The organism is Marinobacter vinifirmus (genome assembly GCF_002258215.1).
GTDB classification, from domain to species: Bacteria; Pseudomonadota; Gammaproteobacteria; order Pseudomonadales; family Oleiphilaceae; genus Marinobacter; species Marinobacter vinifirmus.
Genome location: NZ_NEFY01000030.1, coordinates 1 through 17,757 on the forward strand (window position 1 = coordinate 1; position 17,757 = coordinate 17,757).

Consider the following 17,757-nt stretch of genomic DNA (forward strand, 5'->3'; position numbering starts at 1 on the left):
TTACTCGATGATCTTGGATACCACGCCGGCACCAACGGTACGGCCGCCTTCACGAATCGCGAAGCGCAGACCATCTTCCATGGCGATCGGAGCGATCAGGGTAACAGTCATTTTCACGTTGTCACCCGGCATTACCATTTCTACGCCTTCCGGCAGTTCGCAAGAACCGGTCACGTCAGTGGTCCGGAAGTAGAACTGCGGACGGTAGCCCTTGAAGAACGGAGTATGACGACCACCTTCTTCTTTGGACAGTACGTACACTTCACACTCGAACACAGTGTGCGGCTTGATGGAGCCCGGTACACACAGAACCTGACCACGCTCAACGTCGTCACGCTTGGTACCACGCAGCAGAACACCTACGTTCTCACCGGCACGACCTTCGTCCAGCAGCTTGCGGAACATCTCAACACCAGTACAGGTGGTCTTGGTGGTGTCGCGGATACCCACGATTTCCACTTCGTCACCTACCTTGATGATGCCACGCTCAACACGGCCAGTTACTACGGTACCACGACCGGAGATGGAGAATACGTCCTCGATCGGCATCAGGAACGGCTGATCGATGGCACGCTCCGGCTCAGGGATGTAGTCATCCAGGGCTTCTACCAGCTTCTTAACAGCGGTAGTACCCATCTCGTTGTCGTCTTTACCTTCCAGAGCCATCAGGGCAGAACCGGTGATGATCGGAGTGTCGTCACCCGGGAAATCGTACTGGCTCAGCAGGTCACGAACTTCCATTTCTACCAGCTCAAGCAGCTCTTCATCGTCTACCATGTCCGCTTTGTTCAGGAACACAACGATGAACGGTACACCCACCTGACGGGACAGCAGGATGTGCTCACGAGTCTGCGGCATGGGGCCGTCAGCTGCGGAGCAAACCAGGATAGCGCCGTCCATCTGGGCAGCACCCGTGATCATGTTCTTAACATAATCAGCGTGGCCCGGGCAGTCTACGTGAGCGTAGTGACGGGTCGGAGAATCGTACTCAACGTGGGAGGTCGCGATGGTGATACCACGCGCACGCTCTTCCGGTGCGTTATCGATCTGATCGAAAGCACGGCTCTCGCCAGTGCCCCATACTTCGTGACATACACGAGTCAGGGCGGCTGTCAGAGTGGTCTTACCATGGTCAACGTGACCAATGGTGCCCACGTTTACGTGCGGCTTGTTACGCTCAAATTTTGCTTTAGACACGGTTACACCTCTTCCTGTTTCTTAAGTCCTGGGGATCAACCCTTTTTAATGATCGCTTCGGCAATGTTCGAAGGAGCTTCCATATAGCGGGAGAACTCCATCGCATAAGACGCTCGACCCTGTGTTGCAGAACGCAGGTCAGTGGCGTAACCGAACATCTCCGACAACGGAACTTCTGCACGGATAGTTTTACCCGCGGGCACATCTTCCATGCCCTGCACGAGGCCGCGACGACGGTTCAGGTCGCCAACTACGTCACCCATGTAATCTTCAGGGGTAACAACCTCTACCTTCATCATCGGCTCGAGAAGCGCAGGGTTGGCCTCGAGTGCGCCCTTCTTCATCGCCATGGAACCAGCGATTTTGAACGCCATCTCGTTGGAGTCAACGTCGTGGTAGGAACCATCGTACAGAGTCGCCTTGATACCCAGCAGCGGATAGCCGGCCAGACAGCCGTTCTGCATCTGCTCCTCGATACCCTGCTGAACCGCCGGGATGTATTCCTTCGGAACCACACCACCAACGATCTCGTTCACGAAGATGAAGTTTTCTGCATCTTCATCATCCAGCGGCAGCGGCTCGATCTTCACTTTGACGTGACCATACTGACCACGACCACCAGACTGACGAACGAACTTGCCTTCAACGTCAACCGGCTTGCGAATGCACTCACGGTAGGCAACCTGCGGCTTACCGATGTTGGCCTCTACCTTGAATTCGCGACGCATACGGTCAACCAGGATGTCCAGGTGCAGCTCGCCCATACCGGAGATGATGGCCTGACCGGTCTCTTCGTCGGTGCGAACGCGGAAAGACGGATCTTCCTGGGCCAGCTTGCCCAGAGCAACACCCATCTTCTCCTGGTCTGCCTTCGACTTCGGCTCAACGGCAACAGAGATTACCGGCTCCGGGAATTCCATGCGCTCGAGAACGATCTTGTGATTCTCGTCACACAGGGTATCACCGGTAGTGACGTTCTTCAGGCCGATCGCTGCAGCGATATCGCCCGCCAGAACTTCTTTAATCTCTTCCCGGTCGTTGGCGTGCATCTGAACCATACGGCCCACACGCTCTTTCTTGCCCTTCACGGAGTTGAAAACGGCATTACCGGATTCCAGCTTACCGGAGTAAACCCGGAAGAACGTCAGAGTACCTACGAACGGGTCGGTAGCGATCTTGAACGCCAGGGCGGCGAACGGAGCATCGTCATCAACCGGACGGGTTTCTTCAGAACCTTCGTCGTCAACCTCACCGCGGATGGCTTTAACTTCATCCGGAGCCGGCAGGAATTCAATAACGGCATCCAGTACCGCCTGAACACCCTTGTTCTTGAACGCAGAACCACAGGTGGCCAGTACGATTTCGTTGGCGATGGTACGAGCACGCAGACCCTGCTTGATCTCTTCGTAGGTCAGCTCTTCGCCTTCGAGGTACTTGTCCATGAACTCTTCGTTGGCTTCAGCGGCAGCTTCGATCATCTGCTCGCGCGCCTTCTCGGCTTCTGCCTGCATGTTCTCAGGGATGTCACGAAGCTCGTAAGTCATACCCTGATCAGCTTCATTCCAGTAGATCGCCTTCATGCGCAGCAGGTCGACGATGCCCTCGAACTCATCTTCAGCACCAATCGGCAGCTGGATGGGTACAGCAGTCGCACCCAAACGCTGGCGAATCTGCTCAACCACGCGCATAAAGTCAGCGCCGGCACGGTCCATCTTGTTGACGAACACCATGCGCGGAACTTCGTACTTGTTGGCCTGGCGCCATACAGTCTCGGACTGCGGCTCAACACCTGAGGAGCCACAGAACACAACCACGGCACCGTCAAGAACACGCAGGGAACGCTCTACTTCGATAGTGAAGTCAACGTGGCCTGGTGTGTCGATGATGTTGATGCGGTGCTCGGGATACTGCTTGTCCATACCCTGCCAGAAGGTTGTAACAGCGGCAGACGTGATGGTGATACCACGCTCCTGCTCCTGCTCCATCCAGTCTGTTGTGGAAGCGCCGTCATGGGTCTCACCCATTTTGTGACTACGACCGGTGTAGTAAAGAATACGCTCGGTGGTAGTAGTCTTGCCCGCATCCACGTGTGCACAGATACCAATGTTTCTGTAACGTTTGATAGGAGTCTTGCGTGCCACGATATAAACCTCGGCTTGTTAGAAACGGAAGTGAGAGAATGCCTTGTTGGCTTCTGCCATGCGATGCACGTCTTCGCGCTTCTTCACTGCGGCGCCCTTGCTGTCGGCCGCATCAAGAATCTCGCCAGCCAGACGCTGAGCCATGCTCTTCTCGCCGCGCTTCCGTGAGTATTCAACGAGCCAGCGCATAGCCAGCGCGTTCTGACGGGAAGGCCGTACTTCTACCGGCACCTGGTAAGTAGCACCACCCACACGACGGGACTTAACTTCCACCATCGGCTGAATGTTCTCCAGGGCCTTTTCGAACATTTCGATCGGCTCTTCCTTGGATTTTTCGGCAACGATATCGAGCGCGCCATAAACAATGCGCTCTGCAACAGACTTCTTGCCGCTTTCCATCACGTGGTTGATGAACTTGGCAAGGCGTGCACTGCCGAATTTAGGATCGGGAATGATTTCCCGCTTTGCTGCAACTCTTCTTCTAGGCATCGATAAGCCCTTATATCTAAAAAGGTCTTCAGGAACCCCTGAGATAGCAAATGCTACTCAGCCTTACTCTTACCGTTCTTACAAGCAACGATAAAAGATACCCGCTCGGGACATCAGGACTTGGGTCGTTTTGCACCGTACTTGGAGCGGCCCTGCTTACGGTTCTGAACACCCTGGGTGTCCAAAGTACCGCGAACAGTGTGATAGCGCACACCCGGAAGGTCTTTTACTCGACCGCCACGGATCAGCACAACACTGTGCTCCTGAAGGTTGTGACCTTCACCACCAATGTAAGAGGAAACCTCGAAGCCGTTAGTCAGACGAACACGGCACACTTTACGAAGTGCTGAGTTCGGCTTCTTCGGCGTTGTGGTGTACACACGAGTGCACACACCACGGCGCTGAGGACAAGCCTGGAGAGCAGGAACGTCGCTCTTGGCTACCTTGCGCTTACGAGGCTTACGCACCAACTGATTAATCGTTGCCATGTAAGCAAACTCCAAAAACCATACCAATGAAACTTACCCCCTGTGCAGGGGGTAAAATTTAAGGGACGCAAGTGTAAGCCTGCGCCCCGATTCAGTCAAGATGACTGTTCTCTTTTTAACCACCCTCCGGATAGGTATCTACCCGGAGGGTGGTGCGCCTCAATCAGCTTTCGCGATTAAGTTCAGCGCTCAGAGCTTCTTCTACGTCGGCTGCAGTAATGCCCTGCTCTTCCAGGTCACGCTTGCGACGACGCTCGCTGTGGTAAGCCAGACCGGTACCAGCCGGAATCAGTCGACCCACAACAACGTTTTCTTTCAGGCCACGCAGGTAATCGCGTTTTCCGGTAACCGCACCCTCGGTAAGAACCCGGGTGGTTTCCTGGAACGAGGCAGCAGAGATAAACGATTCTGTTGCCAGCGATGCCTTGGTGATACCCAGCAGCAGACGCTCGAACCTTGCCGGATCTTTATCTGCAGCCACAGCCTTTTCGTTCTCTTCCAGTACCTGGGTGATTTCCACCTGGTCGCCGGACAGCAACGTAGTGTCGCCCGGATTGGTGATTTCCACCTTGCGCAGCATCTGGCGAACGATAACCTCAATGTGTTTATCGTTGATGACAACACCCTGCAGACGGTAAACGTCCTGAATTTCGTTGGTGATGTACTTCGCCAGCTCTACCACACCCAGCAGGCGCAGGATGTCGTGCGGGTTGGACGGGCCATCGGAGATAACCTCACCCTTCTCCACCGTTTCACCCTCGAACACGTTCAGCTGACGGTGCTTCGGAATCAGAACCTCGTAGGCATCATCGTCTTTCGGTGTAATCACCAGACGCTTCTTGCCCTTGGTTTCCTTACCGAAGGAGACCACACCGCTGATTTCAGCCAGGATGGCAGATTCTTTCGGGCGACGGGCCTCGAACAGGTCGGCAACCCGCGGCAGACCACCGGTAATATCCCGGGTCTTGGAGCTTTCCTGCGGAATACGGGCTACAACGTCACCCAGTTCCACATTCGCGCCATTGGCCATGGTCACCAGTGCGTTGGCCGGCAGGAAGAAGATTGCGGCGCCACCACCCGGCAGCTCCACTTCCTCACCTGCGTCGTCAATCAGCTGGATAGCCGGACGAATGTCCTTACCAGCAGCCGGACGCTCTTTCGGGTCAATCACTTCCATGGTGGACAGACCGGTCAGCTCGTCAGCCTGGGTGCGGACAGTAATGCCCTCTTCCATATTGACGAACTTGGCGGTGCCCTTCGCTTCCGCGATGATCGGGTGAGTGTGCGGATCCCACTTGGCAACCACGACACCGGCTTCAACCAGATCACCGTTCTTCACGGACAGCACAGCACCGTACGGCAACTTGTACCACTCACGCTCACGACCCTGCTCATCGGCAATCGCCAATGCAGAGGAACGGGACACCACAACCAGGGAACCGTCGGTCTTCTCGATGGATTTCAGGTTATGCAGGCGTACGGTGCCACCATGCTTGACCTGGATATTATCCACTGCAGAAGCCCGGCTTGCGGCACCACCGATGTGGAACGTACGCATGGTCAGCTGGGTACCCGGCTCACCGATGGACTGGGCAGCAATAACACCGACTGCCTCGCCCACGTTTACGCGATGGCCACGGGCCAGGTCGCGGCCGTAACACTTGGAACAGATACCGTGACGGGTATCACAGGTGATCGCAGAGCGCACCCAGATTTCGTCAACACCGGCACGCTCCACCATCTCGACGGTTTTCTCGTCCAGCAGTGTACCGGCAGGAACAACGGCGTTGTCCTTGTCAGTCGGGGTGAACACGTCACGGGCGGTAACACGACCCAGAACACGGTCGCCCAGAGGCACAACCACGTCGCCGCCTTCGATGTGCGGCGTCATCAGCAGGCCTTCGTCGGTACCACAGTCTTCTTCGGTAACCACCAGGTCTTGGGATACGTCTACCAGACGACGAGTCAGGTAACCGGAGTTCGCGGTCTTCAGGGCGGTATCCGCCAGACCCTTACGAGCACCGTGAGTGGAAATGAAGTACTGGAGTACGTTCAGGCCTTCACGGAAGTTCGCGGTGATCGGCGTTTCGATGATGGAACCATCCGGCTTGGCCATCAGACCACGCATACCGGACAGCTGACGAATCTGGGCGGCGGAACCCCGCGCACCGGAATCGGCCATCATGTAAACGGAGTTGAAAGACTCCTGCATCAGGTCTTCGCCGTCTTCGCCCTTCACCGGCTGGCCATCGGGGCCAATAACCTGCTCTTTGGACAGACGCTCCATCATCGCCTTGGACACTTTGTCGTTAGCGCGGGACCAGATGTCGATAACCTTGTTGTACTTCTCGCCCTGGGTCAGCAGACCGGACGCGTACTGGTTCTCGATGTCTTTTACTTCTTCAGAAGCCGCATCAACCAGCTCGTACTTCTCCGGAGGAATCTCGAAGTCGTTGAAACCGATAGAGATACCGGAACGGGTTGCGTAGTGGTAACCCATATACATCAACTGGTCGGCAAAGATAACGGTGTCCTTCAGACCAGCATCCCGGTAACAGGTGTTGATCAGGTTGGAGATCGCCTTCTTCACCATCGGCTTGTTTACGATCTCGAACGGCAGGCCGTCGGGAACGATATCAAACAGCAGTGCACGACCGACCGTGGTGTCAACCAGGCGGTAGGCTTCGGACCGGCTGCCATCTTCGGCAATGGCCACTTCCTTCACGCGCACTTTCACCTTGGCCTGAAGGTCTACCTTGCCGGCACCGTAGGCGCGGTGTGCTTCCTTGATGTCGGCAAACACCATGCCTTCACCCTGGGCTGCGTGGCGCTCACGGGTCATGTAGTACAGACCCAATACCACGTCCTGGGACGGAACGATGATCGGCTCGCCGTTGGCCGGCGACAGCACGTTGTTGGTAGACATCATCAGCGCACGGGCTTCGAGCTGGGCTTCCAGGGTCAGCGGTACGTGTACCGCCATCTGGTCACCATCGAAGTCGGCGTTGTAGGCCGCACACACCAGCGGGTGCAGCTGGATAGCCTTACCTTCAATCAGTACCGGCTCGAACGCCTGGATACCCAGACGGTGAAGGGTCGGCGCCCGGTTCAGCATGATCGGGTGCTCGCGGATAACTTCGTCGAGGATATCCCAGACCACGCCTTCTTCGCGCTCAACCATTTTCTTGGCGGCCTTGATGGTGGTCGCCAGGCCACGGTGCTCAAGCTTGGAGAAAATGAACGGCTTGAACAGCTCCAGGGCCATCTTCTTGGGCAGACCGCACTGATGCAGGCGCAGGTACGGACCCACTACGATGACCGAACGGCCAGAGTAGTCCACACGCTTACCCAGCAGGTTCTGACGGAAGCGGCCTTGCTTACCCTTGATCATGTCGGCCAGGGACTTCAGCGGGCGCTTGTTGGTGCCGGTGATGGCACGGCCACGACGACCGTTATCCAGCAGGGCATCTACCGCTTCCTGCAGCATCCGCTTCTCGTTACGTACGATGATGTCAGGAGCATTCAGCTCCAGCAGGCGCTTGAGACGGTTGTTCCGGTTGATTACCCGACGGTACAGATCGTTCAGGTCAGAGGTGGCAAAACGGCCACCGTCCAGCGGAACCAGCGGGCGCAGATCCGGCGGCAGAACCGGCAACACGGTCATTACCATGTCGCCCGGCTTGTTGCCGGAGTACAGGAACGCCTCAAGAATCTTCAGACGCTTGCTGAATTTCTTGATCTTGGTTTCGGAATTGGTCTGCGGGATTTCTTCACGCAGGCCGTCAACTTCTGCCTGCAGGTCGATATCTTCCAGCAGTTCCTTGATGGCTTCAGCACCCATACGGGCGTCGAATTCATCACCGAACTCTTCCAGGGCTTCGTAGTACTGCTCGTCGTTCAGCAGCTGGCCCTTCTCCAGGGTGGTCATACCCGGATCGATAACAATAAAGCTCTCGAAGTACAGAACCCGCTCGATATCGCGCAGGGTCATGTCCAGCATCAGGCCGATGCGGGACGGCAGAGACTTCAGGAACCAGATGTGGGCAACCGGGCTGGCCAGCTCGATATGACCCATGCGCTCACGGCGAACGCTGGCCAGTGCAACTTCAACGCCACACTTTTCGCAGATAACACCGCGGTGCTTCAGGCGCTTGTACTTGCCGCACAGGCATTCGTAGTCCTTGATCGGGCCGAAGATCTTGGCACAGAAAAGACCGTCACGCTCCGGCTTGAAGGTACGGTAGTTAATGGTCTCAGGCTTTTTTACTTCGCCAAAAGACCAGGAACGAATCATGTCAGGCGACGCAAGACCAATACGGATCGCGTCGAATTCCTTGCTCTGATTCTGGCTCTTGAGAAGATTCAGCAAATCTTTCATCAGTTAAAGCTCCGGATGGCGTTAATCTCGGGCGGGCACACGGGGTGCCCGCTCACGCTGCCAAAAACAATTCGGCTCACTCGGATTCCAGCTCGATGTCGATACCCAACGAGCGGATTTCCTTGACAAGAACGTTGAAGGATTCGGGCATGCCCGGCTCCATGCGATGGTCGCCATCGACAATGTTCTTGTACATCTTGGTCCGGCCGTTAACGTCGTCAGACTTAACAGTGAGCATTTCCTGCAGGGTGTAGGCGGCACCGTATGCCTCCAGAGCCCAGACTTCCATCTCACCGAAGCGCTGACCACCGAACTGAGCCTTACCACCCAGCGGCTGCTGGGTAACCAGGCTGTAAGAGCCGGTAGAACGAGCGTGCATCTTGTCGTCGATCAAGTGGTTCAGCTTGAGCATGTACATGTAGCCCACAGTCACCGGACGGTCAAATGCGTCGCCGGTACGGCCATCGTACAGCTTGGTCTGACCACTGGTATCCAGGTCTGCCAGGGCCAGCATGTGCTTGACCTCGGCTTCCTTGGCACCGTCGAAGACCGGTGTTGCCATGGGAACACCACCGCGCAGGTTGTTACACAGCTCCAGGATTTCCTGATCGGACAGGCTATCCAGGTCAACCTTGAACACCTCGTCGGAGTGGTTGTAGATCTCGTCCAGCAGCTTGCGCAACTCGAGGATCTTACGCTGCTCGTCCAGCATGCGGCTGATCTTTTCACCCAGACCCTTGGCGGCTGCGCCCAGGTGGGTTTCCAGAACCTGACCAACGTTCATCCGCGACGGTACACCCAGCGGGTTCAGTACGATGTCCACGGTGGTGCCGTGCTCGTCGTAAGGCATATCCTCGATCGGCATAACCGCGGAGATAACACCCTTGTTACCGTGACGACCCGCCATCTTGTCACCCGGCTGGATGCGACGCTTGATAGCCAGGTACACCTTGACGATCTTCAGAACGCCCGGAGCCAGGTCATCGCCTTGCTGCAGCTTGCCCTTCTTGTCGTCGAAGCGTGCTTCGTGCTCTTTCTTGCGCTCTTCCAGACCTTGCTCGGATTTCTCCAGCAGCTCGTTCAGGGCTTCGTCCTTCATGCGCAGCTTGAACCAGTCCGGACGCGGCAGTTCGGCCAGGTAGGCTTCATCCAGCTTCGCGCCTTTTTTCAGGCCCGGGCCGCTGATCACTTCCTGGTCTTTCAGGGCAACCATCAGACGCTCGTAAGTGGCACCTTCAACGATACGGTACTCGTCCTTCAGGTCCTTACGGTACTTGTCGAGCTGCTCTTTCTCGATGGACTGCGCACGGGCATCTTTCTCGATACCGTCACGGGTAAATACCTGCACATCGATAACGGTGCCGCGGGTACCGGTCGGAACGCGCTGGGAAGTGTCTTTTACGTCAGACGCCTTCTCACCGAAGATGGCACGCAGCAGCTTCTCTTCCGGTGTCAGCTGGGTTTCGCCTTTCGGAGTCACCTTGCCTACCAGAATATCGCCGGGGCCTACTTCTGCACCGATATAAACAATGCCGGACTCGTCCAGCTTGGACAGCGCGCTTTCACCCACGTTCGGAATATCCGCAGTGATTTCTTCGCTACCCAGCTTGGTGTCACGGGCCACACAGGTCAGTTCCTGGATGTGGATCGTGGTCAGACGGTCTTCCTGAACCACCTTTTCGGAGATCAGGATGGAGTCCTCGAAGTTGTAACCGTTCCAGGGCATGAACGCGATGCGCATGTTCTGGCCCAGCGCCAGCTCACCCAAATCCACAGACGGACCATCCGCCAGAACGTCACCACGGGCAATCACATCACCCTGACGCACGATGGAACGCTGGTTGATACAGGTGTTCTGGTTAGAGCGGGTGTACTTGGTGAGGTTGTAGATATCCACACCTGCATCACCGGCTTCGGTTTCTTCGTTGTTTACACGAACCACGATACGGGCGGCGTCAACGCTTTCGATCACACCACCACGACGGGCTGTTACACAGACACCGGAATCCTGGGCTACGGTGCGCTCTACACCGGTTCCTACCAGCGGAACCTGTGATTTCAGCGTCGGAACCGCCTGACGCTGCATGTTCGCACCCATCAGGGCCCGGTTAGCATCGTCGTGCTCCAGGAACGGAATCAGGGACGCCGCTACCGACACAACCTGGCGCGGGGAAACGTCCATGAAGTTAACCGCTTCCGGCGGAGCCACTGTAAATTCGTTCTGGTGACGAACGGTTACCAGTTCGTCAGTCAGGCGCTTGCCTTCGTCAGTCGCGGCGCTGGCCTGGGCGATAACGTAGTTGCTCTCTTCGATTGCGGAGAGGTAAACCACTTCATCCGTTACCACACCCTCTACCACCTTCCGGTACGGGCTTTCGAGGAAGCCGTAGGAGTTGGAGCGGGCGTAGGTAGCCAGCGAGTTGATCAGACCGATGTTCGGACCTTCCGGAGTCTCGATCGGGCACACACGGCCGTAATGGGTCGGGTGTACGTCCCGCACCTCAAAGCCTGCACGCTCACGGGTCAGACCACCCGGGCCCAAGGCAGAGATACGACGCTTGTGCGTGACTTCGGACAGCGGGTTGTTCTGGTCCATAAACTGGGACAACTGGCTGGAACCGAAGAATTCCTTAACCGCTGCAGCAACCGGCTTGGCGTTGATCAGGTCCTGCGGCATCAGGCCTTCGCTTTCAGCAAGGCTCAGACGCTCGCGAACCGCACGCTCTACCCGCACCAGGCCTACACGGAACTGGTTCTCGGCCATCTCGCCAACGCAACGTACGCGACGGTTACCCAGGTTATCGATGTCATCCACCTGACCCTGGCCGTTACGGATGGCGATCAGGGTCTTGAGGACATCAATGATGTCTTCGTGGGTCAGGATGCCTTCGCCTGTGCTCTCTTCACGGCCCAGACGACGGTTCAGCTTCATCCGGCCAACCGCAGACAGGTCATACCGCTCTTCAGAGAAGAACAGGTTGTTGAACAGGGTTTCCGCAGAGTCCTTGGTGGGCGGCTCGCCCGGGCGCATCATGCGGTAGATTTCAACCAACGCTTCCAGCGGGGTGCGGGTCGGGTCGATACGCAGGGTATCGGACATGAACGGACCGCAATCCAGGTCGTTGGTGTACAGGGTTTCAATGTCTTTAACACCGGCATCGAGGATCTTGGTAACCACTTCCTCGGTCAGTTCGGTGTTGCACTCCACCAGCACTTCGCCGGTAGACTGATCGATCATGTCCTTGGCCAGAACACGACCGTAGAGATATTCGGTTGGTACTTCCAGCTCGGTAATGCCGGCTTTTTCCAGCTGCTTGATATGGCGAGCCGTGATACGACGACCTTCTTCGGCAATTACGTTACCGTCCTGGTCTTTGATATCAAACGTCGCAATATCACCACGCAGGCGGCTTGGCACCAGCTCGAGCTTGCACACTTCCTCGCCCAGCGAGAACTTACTGGTTTCGAAGAACATCTCCAGCATCTGCTCGGAGGTGTAATTCAGCGCGCGCAGGAGAATAGACGCAGGCAGCTTACGACGACGGTCGATACGAACGAACACGGAGTCCTTCGGATCGAATTCGAAGTCGAGCCATGAGCCACGGTAAGGAATCACCCGGGCTGAATACAGCAGCTTGCCGGATGAGTGGGTCTTGCCCTTGTCGTGATCAAAGAACACACCAGGTGAACGGTGGAGCTGGGAAACAATTACACGCTCGGTACCGTTTACAACGAAGGTACCGTTCTCGGTCATCAGGGGCATCTCGCCCATGTAGACCTCTTGTTCCTTGATGTCCTTGATCGCCTTGTTGGACGATTCCTTGTCATAAATGATCAAGCGGACTTTCACCCGCAGCGGCGCGGCGTAAGTTACGCCCCTGAGCTGACATTCCTTGACGTCGAACACCGGCTCGCCGATTCGATAGCTCACATACTCGAGCGCGGCGTTGCCAGAGTAACTGACAATCGGGAATACGGATTTGAATGCTGCGTGAAGACCGGTTTCCCGGCGGTCTTCAGGAGCGGCTTCCATTTGCAGGAAGTCCCGGAACGAATCCAGCTGAATAGACAGCAAATAGGGGACGTCCATCACGGAAGGCAATTTACTAAAGTCTTTGCGAATCCGCTTTTTCTCAGTGTAGGAGTAAGTCATCTGCATTCCCCAGCTTTAGACCTGATACCTGGTATCAAGAAGCAATCAAATGTTCTGCTTCGGGGCCGAATTGCTCGGCTTATCGCGCCGTCTTGAACAAGACTCTGGCTGTAGGTTATAGATCTGACATCAACCTGCAATTGCACACCAGACTCTATAGCATATACAACAGAAAAAGGCCGGTGGCACGAAGCCACCAGCCCGTCCATGCTTAATGCACGGTGTCGATCAACAGCCGACTCTTACTTAAGCTCAACAGAAGCGCCTGCTTCCTCAAGCTTCTTCTTGGCCTCTTCAGCCTCGTCCTTGCTAGCGCCTTCCTTAACAGTAGAAGGAGCGCCGTCAACCATTTCCTTGGCTTCTTTCAGGCCCAGACCAGTCAGTTCACGAACGGCCTTGATAACGTTTACTTTCTTCTCGCCAGGACCGGTCAGAACTACGTCGAACTCGGTCTGCTCTTCAGCGGCTTCGCCACCAGCAGCGGCAGCCGGAGCGGCAGCAACAGCGGCAGCAGCAGAAACGTTAAACTTCTCTTCCATAGCTTCAACGAGCTCAACAACTTCCATTACGCTCATTTCAGCAATTGCGTTCAAAATATCGTCTTTAGACAGAGCCATGACTTTCTCCGAAAATGTAAAAAATGGTGTTCAACAGAATCAAGCAGCTTCTTGCTTCTGGTCGCGGACTGCAGCTACTACACGTGTGATTCTGCCCGGAATATCGTTCAGAGTACGTGCAAGCTTGGTAACTGGTGCCTGTGTAACAATGGCCAGCTTGGTCAACGCTTCGTGCAGCGTCGGCAGCGTAGCCAGGCGATCGATCTGTTCTGCGCCCATCAGCTCACCGCCAACAGCCAGACCCTTGATTTCGAACGCCTCTTTCTCTTTGGCAAAATCCTTCAGCAGGCGCGCAGCGGCACCCGGATCTTCCATAGAGAAAGCCAGAATGGTAGGACCAACCAGCGCAGGATCGATGCACTCGAACTCGGTACCTTTAATAGCAATCTTCGCCAGGTTGTTACGAACAACCTTCAGGCGAACATTCTCGGCACGAGCCTTGGCACGAAGCGCAGTCATGTCACCAGAGGTGACACCACGGTAGTCAGCCAAAACCACAGACAGAGCAGCTCCAGCAGTCTCGTTGACTTCAGCGACGATCGCCTTCTTGTCTTCGAGTCTAATTGCCACTGGATTTCTCCTCGATTTCGCCAGCTTTATGCCGGCAAACCCATCATTGTCCTCAAAGAGGACGCCTAACGGTGTTTGGGTTCAGAGAGAACGTCTTCACACCGTCTGCGCAGGCGTTGCTTTAACCCTTGCGGCCCTTGTTACCAAGGGCCTCGGGGGCCTGCGGTCTTTGACAGCCTTGGCTTCCGCCCAGACTACAAAGTAACTACCGATCAGAGGCTCAGAGTGCCCTGATCAATAGTCAGGCCAGGACCCATCGTAGAAGAGATGGTGATCTTTTTCAGATACACACCCTTGGACGACGCAGGCTTGGCCTTTTTCAGGTCTGCAACCAGAGCTTCAAGGTTTTCCTTGATGTTCTGGGCAGAGAATTCAACGTTACCCAGCGGAGCGTGGATAATGCCGTTTTTGTCAGTACGGTAGCGAACCTGACCGGCCTTGGCGTTCTTCACTGCAGTCTCAACGTCTGCAGTTACAGTGCCTACCTTCGGGTTCGGCATCAGGCCGCGGGGACCGAGGATCTGGCCCAGCTGACCAACAACACGCATGGCATCGGGAGTCGCGATAACCACGTCAAAATCCATGTTGCCTTTCTTCACTTCGTCAGCCAGGTCGTCCATGCCAACAATGTCTGCACCAGCGGCAGTGGCTTTCTCGGCATTGGCGCCCTGGGTGAATACTGCAACACGTACGGTTTTACCGGTACCGTGAGGCAGAACGGTGCTGCTACGTACAACCTGGTCGGATTTACGTGCATCAACACCCAGGTTTACGGCTACGTCTACAGACTCTTTGAACTTGACGTTCTGACCCAGTTCAGACAGCAGCGCAACCGCTTCGTCTACAGTGTAGGCGCGGGTGGAGTCTACTTTTTCACGAATCAGCTTCTGACGCTTGCTCAGCTTAGCCATCTTACAGACCCTCCACGTTCAGGCCCATGCTGCGGGCAGTACCAGCGATGGTGCGAACGGCTGCGTCCATATCGGCAGCAGTCATATCCGGCTCTTTGGTCTTGGCGATTTCTTCCAGCTGAGCGCGGGTAACCGTGCCCACTTTCTCAGTGTTCGGACGGCCAGAACCGCTCTTGATACCAGCTGCTTTCTTCAGCAGAACCGGTGCAGGCGGAGTCTTGGTGACGAACGTGAAGCTGCGGTCGCTGTATACAGTGATAACAGTCGGAATCGGCAGACCAGGTTCCATGCCCTGAGTCTTGGCGTTGAAGGCCTTACAGAATTCCATGATGTTAACACCACGCTGACCCAGTGCAGGACCAACTGGGGGACTCGGGTTGGCCTGGCCGGCAGCAACCTGAAGCTTGATATAGGCTTCAATCTTCTTTGCCATGATAGCTCTCCTGTGGGTTCGAACGCCTTTCGGCTCCCCGTTAATAACAACTGCAAATAGCAGACACAAAAAGCCCGCGTCGCTTCAGCGCGCGAGCTTTCAGGCTTGAAGGATGCCTCAGTCTTTCTCGACCTGACCAAACTCCAGCTCTACCGGAGTAGATCGACCGAAGATCAGAACGGCAACCTTGACTCGACTCTTCTCGTAGTCGACTTCTTCAACTACGCCGTTGAAGTCTGCAAACGGACCTTCAACAACGCGAACAACTTCGCCCGGCTCGAACAGGGTCTTGGGCTTCGGCTTGTCTGCACCACTTTCTACACGACGCAGGATTGCTTCTGCTTCGCGCTCGGTGATCGGAGCCGGCTTGTCTTTGGTACCACCAATGAAACCAAGAACCCGCGGGGTATTCTTGACAAGATGCCACGAAGCATCGTCCATTTCCATCTGGACCAATACGTACCCGGGATAGAACTTGCGCTCACTCTTGCGCTTTTTCCCGTCACGCATTTCAACGACTTCCTCGGTCGGAACCAGGATCTCGCCGAATTTGTCTTCCATTCCTTCGAGCGCAACACGCTCTTTCAGAGTGCGCATTACGTGCTTTTCGAAGCCAGAATACGCATGAACGACGTACCAGCGCTTAGCCATTGCCCACTCCTGTTAACCGATAAAGCCGGCGACCAGCCAACTGATCAGTGAATCCATACCCCACAAGATCAGCGCTACAACCAGAACAAACACCACAACGATAATTGTGGTCTGAACCAGCTCAGGCCTGGTGGGCCATACCACTTTCCGGATCTCGACACGCGCTTCTTTCAACAGGGTCGCAAAACGGCGACCACGGTCGGTTTGCAACGCCACAACGGCAGCAACCAGGCCAAGCGCAACCAGAGCCAGAACCCGATACAACACAGACTCTGCACTGAAATACTGATTACCGACGACACCGACGGCAATCAGAACGAAAACAACCAGCCATTTCACGGTATCGAAACGGCTGGTCGATTGAACGGCTTTTGACTCCATAGGAATCAGCTTATGTATCCGGATGTTAAAAAATGGCAGGCCAGGAGGGAATCGAACCCCCAACCTGCGGTTTTGGAGACCGCTGCTCTGCCAATTGAGCTACTGGCCTGCACCGAAACAACTCAGTGCAACAACAAAGAGTAACCCGAAGGTTACTCGATGATCTTGGATACCACGCCGGCACCAACGGTACGGCCGCCTTCACGAATCGCGAAGCGCAGACCATCTTCCATGGCGATCGGAGCGATCAGGGTAACAGTCATTTTCACGTTGTCACCCGGCATTACCATTTCTACGCCTTCCGGCAGTTCGCAAGAACCGGTCACGTCAGTGGTCCGGAAGTAGAACTGCGGACGGTAGCCCTTGAAGAACGGAGTATGACGACCACCTTCTTCTTTGGACAGTACGTACACTTCACACTCGAACACAGTGTGCGGCTTGATGGAGCCCGGTACACACAGAACCTGACCACGCTCAACGTCGTCACGCTTGGTACCACGCAGCAGAACACCTACGTTCTCACCGGCACGACCTTCGTCCAGCAGCTTGCGGAACATCTCAACACCAGTACAGGTGGTCTTGGTGGTGTCGCGGATACCCACGATTTCCACTTCGTCACCTACCTTGATGATGCCACGCTCAACACGGCCAGTTACTACGGTACCACGACCGGAGATGGAGAATACGTCCTCGATCGGCATCAGGAACGGCTGATCGATGGCACGCTCCGGCTCAGGGATGTAGTCATCCAGGGCTTCTACCAGCTTCTTAACAGCGGTAGTACCCATCTCGTTGTCGTCTTTACCTTCCAGAGCCATCAGGGCAGAACCGGTGATGATCGGAGTGTCGTCACCCGGGAAATCGTACTGGCTCAGCAGGTCACGAACTTCCATTTCTACCAGCTCAAGCAGCTCTTCATCGTCTACCATGTCCGCTTTGTTCAGGAACACAACGATGAACGGTACACCCACCTGACGGGACAGCAGGATGTGCTCACGAGTCTGCGGCATGGGGCCGTCAGCTGCGGAGCAAACCAGGATAGCGCCGTCCATCTGGGCAGCACCCGTGATCATGTTCTTAACATAATCAGCGTGGCCCGGGCAGTCTACGTGAGCGTAGTGACGGGTCGGAGAATCGTACTCAACGTGGGAGGTCGCGATGGTGATACCACGCGCACGCTCTTCCGGTGCGTTATCGATCTGATCGAAAGCACGGCTCTCGCCAGTGCCCCATACTTCGTGACATACACGAGTCAGGGCGGCTGTCAGAGTGGTCTTACCATGGTCAACGTGACCAATGGTGCCCACGTTTACGTGCGGCTTGTTACGCTCAAATTTTGCTTTAGACA

The 17,757-nt window shown here is 55.7% G+C and carries 13 protein-coding genes and 1 tRNA gene; all 14 read right to left on the bottom strand.

From position 1 onward, the window contains the following. Positions 1 to 1,197: an elongation factor Tu gene (gene tuf / locus B9Q17_RS16760; protein ID WP_058341454.1), complete on the bottom strand. Its 1,197-nt coding sequence runs from the start codon at positions 1,195 to 1,197 to the stop codon at positions 1 to 3. A 35-nt stretch (positions 1,198 to 1,232) separates the two neighbouring features. Next, positions 1,233 to 3,338 carry an elongation factor G gene (gene fusA, locus B9Q17_RS16765; protein ID WP_094626082.1) on the bottom strand — a complete coding sequence of 702 codons (2,106 nt, stop codon included), beginning with the start codon at positions 3,336 to 3,338 and terminating at the stop codon, positions 1,233 to 1,235. A gap of 18 nt (positions 3,339 to 3,356) precedes the next feature. Further along, the gene (gene rpsG / locus B9Q17_RS16770; protein WP_011784243.1) at positions 3,357 to 3,827 is read right to left on the bottom strand and encodes a 30S ribosomal protein S7; all 471 of its coding nucleotides are present in this window, start codon (positions 3,825 to 3,827) and stop codon (positions 3,357 to 3,359) included. Positions 3,828 to 3,940: 113 nt separating this feature from the next. Then, the gene (gene rpsL / locus B9Q17_RS16775) at positions 3,941 to 4,315 is read right to left on the bottom strand and encodes a 30S ribosomal protein S12 (RefSeq protein WP_012139854.1); all 375 of its coding nucleotides are present in this window, start codon (positions 4,313 to 4,315) and stop codon (positions 3,941 to 3,943) included. A 163-nt stretch (positions 4,316 to 4,478) separates the two neighbouring features. Next, positions 4,479 to 8,693, bottom strand: a complete 4,215-nt coding sequence (rpoC, locus tag B9Q17_RS16780) for a DNA-directed RNA polymerase subunit beta' (RefSeq protein WP_094626083.1) — start codon at positions 8,691 to 8,693, stop codon at positions 4,479 to 4,481. 76 nt (positions 8,694 to 8,769) lie between these two features. Further along, the gene (gene rpoB / locus B9Q17_RS16785) at positions 8,770 to 12,846 is read right to left on the bottom strand and encodes a DNA-directed RNA polymerase subunit beta (RefSeq protein ID WP_036219622.1); all 4,077 of its coding nucleotides are present in this window, start codon (positions 12,844 to 12,846) and stop codon (positions 8,770 to 8,772) included. A gap of 242 nt (positions 12,847 to 13,088) precedes the next feature. Next, positions 13,089 to 13,463 carry a 50S ribosomal protein L7/L12 gene (gene rplL, locus B9Q17_RS16790; RefSeq protein ID WP_022989310.1) on the bottom strand — a complete coding sequence of 125 codons (375 nt, stop codon included), beginning with the start codon at positions 13,461 to 13,463 and terminating at the stop codon, positions 13,089 to 13,091. Positions 13,464 to 13,502: 39 nt separating this feature from the next. Continuing rightward, positions 13,503 to 14,033 carry a 50S ribosomal protein L10 gene (gene rplJ, locus B9Q17_RS16795; protein ID WP_036219618.1) on the bottom strand — a complete coding sequence of 177 codons (531 nt, stop codon included), beginning with the start codon at positions 14,031 to 14,033 and terminating at the stop codon, positions 13,503 to 13,505. A 212-nt stretch (positions 14,034 to 14,245) separates the two neighbouring features. After that, positions 14,246 to 14,944 carry a 50S ribosomal protein L1 gene (gene rplA / locus B9Q17_RS16800; RefSeq protein WP_022989308.1) on the bottom strand — a complete coding sequence of 233 codons (699 nt, stop codon included), beginning with the start codon at positions 14,942 to 14,944 and terminating at the stop codon, positions 14,246 to 14,248. A 1-nt stretch (position 14,945) separates the two neighbouring features. Beyond that, complete coding sequence (gene rplK / locus B9Q17_RS16805) at positions 14,946 to 15,377, bottom strand: 50S ribosomal protein L11 (RefSeq protein WP_022989307.1); 432 nt, start codon at positions 15,375 to 15,377, stop codon at positions 14,946 to 14,948. A 117-nt stretch (positions 15,378 to 15,494) separates the two neighbouring features. Next, entirely contained in the window at positions 15,495 to 16,028 is a 534-nt protein-coding gene (gene nusG, locus B9Q17_RS16810) for a transcription termination/antitermination protein NusG (RefSeq protein ID WP_022989306.1), read from the bottom strand. Positions 16,029 to 16,040: 12 nt separating this feature from the next. Then, entirely contained in the window at positions 16,041 to 16,409 is a 369-nt protein-coding gene (gene secE, locus B9Q17_RS16815) for a preprotein translocase subunit SecE (protein ID WP_036219615.1), read from the bottom strand. 33 nt (positions 16,410 to 16,442) lie between these two features. Beyond that, positions 16,443 to 16,518: transfer RNA gene (locus B9Q17_RS16820), tRNA-Trp, on the bottom strand. Positions 16,519 to 16,561: 43 nt separating this feature from the next. Continuing rightward, on the bottom strand, positions 16,562 to 17,757 hold a 1,196-nt coding region (tuf, locus tag B9Q17_RS16825), incomplete at its 5' end, for an elongation factor Tu (RefSeq protein WP_244177422.1).